Origin of the sequence: Blautia sp. AF14-40, assembly GCF_003479665.1 — a bacterium.
GTDB classification, from domain to species: Bacteria; Bacillota; Clostridia; order Lachnospirales; family Lachnospiraceae; genus Fusicatenibacter; species Fusicatenibacter saccharivorans.
Map to the genome: position 1 here is coordinate 2,486 of NZ_QUHK01000063.1, position 2,508 is coordinate 4,993.

The following is a 2,508-nucleotide window of genomic DNA, read 5'->3' on the forward strand; positions in this document are numbered from 1 at the left end:
ACTAATACATAAATCAAATTATATTTTAATATGCCTGAATCATTATTTGTAGAATTTCCAATCCAAAACACTGTAATGAGTAAGATTGCGAGTGCTGATATTTTTTTTATATACCTAAAACCACCAATTCCATTCGTCAAAAATAAACTAACAAATAAAATAATCAAAAAAAGCAATTGAACAAATGTCGGAACAAGAAAAAACAAAGAACCGCCTACCATCCATAGAGCTATAATAAATGTTGTAATTACAGTTATAAATTCTTTACAACTTATTCCTTTTCTAAACATACTGTTTTTAACCTTTCTTGGAAAATATGCTTGCATTCTTCTCTTTTATTCTTCAAAATCTCATTCACTTTATCAAATGAAATATCCCTTTCCAGTCCTATAATTTGATTTATATTAGATAATTTTCGTTCTTCCATACCAATCAATTGAAGCAAACATTCTATTCTAGTTGAAAATTGCTCTGGATAAATTACTGAAAACGGTCTATTAAGATTTACCGAAAAAGCTGTTCCATGAAATGAATCCGTAATAACGTAATCAGCATTTGCAAACAGAGAAATAAATTCCTCAACCTTCGGCAAAACAATTTTCTTCCCCAGTTGAATGTCCGAGATTGAATAAGTGATTCTAATAATATCTAAGCCAAAACTTTCAGCTATTTTTCTCACCGCCTCATTAAACACTACACCCTGATGTTTATCATAATGCAACTGATATACCAACAAATATGGTCTAGCAACACTTCTTTTCGTAGCCATTTTTTTCCAAAAACAGCCTTCAATTAATAGTGTAGGGTCCATAGCGGTGTATGCACTAATACCATATTTTTTTAAAAGTAATTCTGCTGATTTTTCTCTCACTGAAATAAACGAATACTTCTTTATCAATCTTAATAATATTTCCTTATCTTTAATAGGAAATTCTGTCATACCGATGCTAGTACAAAAAGCAATCCTTGGTTTTTCTTGCGCATAATCCAAAAAAAAGCTCTTCTCAATTCCATTATTCCAAAATGAATTCCACATCTGATCACTACCTGTACAGTAAATATCAGCAAGCGGTGGATTTACTACCAGCTCTTCAAAAGAGCCATATGATATCTTTGACATTTTAATATTTCTATTTAAAAATCCACGAAATACTCTATAAGATTTCCCCAAAGAAATAATATCAAGAGCATCTTTGATTGGCTTTTTTATCATTTGCTTCAAATTATTTCTTTTAGAAAAGATTGTTTTCTTTACAATTTGCCCATATTTTTGATCCTTTCTTGAAAAATCAACAAACTCCGTATCAAAACCCATGTCACTTAGATACTTTTGAGTAGCGTAAGTTTGTAGTACAGAACCATAATTAATCGTATTTAAAACAGTAATTATACTAATCTTCATGTACGGTTATTCTCCTCATAATATTTATCAATTTTTTTCAATCTTACTCATACATGTCTCAGCATGGTATTAAACCATCCTATGTACACTAAAATCAAACACCTTCTCCGGAGATTTCAACTTCCATCACCCAGACTTCCTATTAACCAATGTATCATCCTCGTTCACTCTTTTACAATTCACATGAAAACATCAATAAATCCTTCAAATAATTTAGTCGATATCTTCATTAAGTATATTGCTATTCTTCTTTTATATGAAATATATTCTCTGATGTCATAAATCGGCAATGCCTTTATTGTTAATATATATTTTTTCCATTCATCTTCATATAATTTTCTCAATTCACTTTTATGCATTAGCATAAGGACATAAAACATAGTAGTAATATAATTACTGCGAGCTATTTTTTCTAATTTTTCACTTTGTACATAGCACTCTTTATGCATTTTATCCGCAAAAAAAACAGCGTCAAACCATCTATCATCAAATCTAGAATGCGCCACTGACTCATCATGATAAATATAATTATATAATCCGTTATTTCGATATACTATACTCTTAGATCTCATAATGGCATGAAAACAAAAATACTTATCTTCATTCATGCGTTTTCCAACAGTAAAATCTAAATCTCGAATCAAATCATACAAAAATAATTTATTCCATGCTCCGGATTTAATTTTTCCACCTAATAATAAACTTTCTAAAGCCATTTCTTTATCGAGATATTCAATTTGACCACTCCAAATCTTATTTACGATATGAGTATTGTTTTCACTGTATTCATTTATACCGCAAACACTTATTTCGGAATCCGATTTTAATATATCCTCATATAAGCATTGAATCATATCGGATTGAAGTGTATCATCAGAATCTACAAAAATAATATATTTTCCAGTTGCATTCTTTTTCCCATTGTTTCTAGCAACGCTTACACCCGCATTCTTTTGATTGATACACCTGATTCTAGTATCCAATTCACAGAATTCATTACATATTAATAATGAAGTATCAGTAGAACCATCATTAACAAGTATAATTTCAAGATTTGAGTATGTTTCTATAAATGAGCAAATATCGAATTTTGCACAAACTTATCC

Annotated in this window: 3 protein-coding genes; all 3 read right to left on the bottom strand. The window is 29.6% G+C overall.

Translation table 11 applies throughout. From position 1 onward, the window contains the following. Positions 1-290 (bottom strand): hypothetical protein (locus DWW13_RS19205; protein ID WP_207664289.1); only part of this gene is annotated, 290 nt, incomplete at its 3' end. Beyond that, a complete protein-coding gene (locus tag DWW13_RS17730) occupies positions 272-1,402 on the bottom strand; it encodes a polysaccharide pyruvyl transferase family protein (RefSeq protein ID WP_118720741.1) in 1,131 nt (376 codons plus the stop codon). The genes DWW13_RS19205 and DWW13_RS17730, both read right to left, overlap by 19 nt. Before the next feature lie 179 nt (positions 1,403-1,581). Beyond that, on the bottom strand, positions 1,582-2,484 hold the full coding sequence (locus DWW13_RS17735; protein ID WP_118720743.1) for a glycosyltransferase: 903 nt from the start codon (positions 2,482-2,484) through the stop codon (positions 1,582-1,584). Positions 2,485-2,508: the final 24 nt, after the last annotated feature.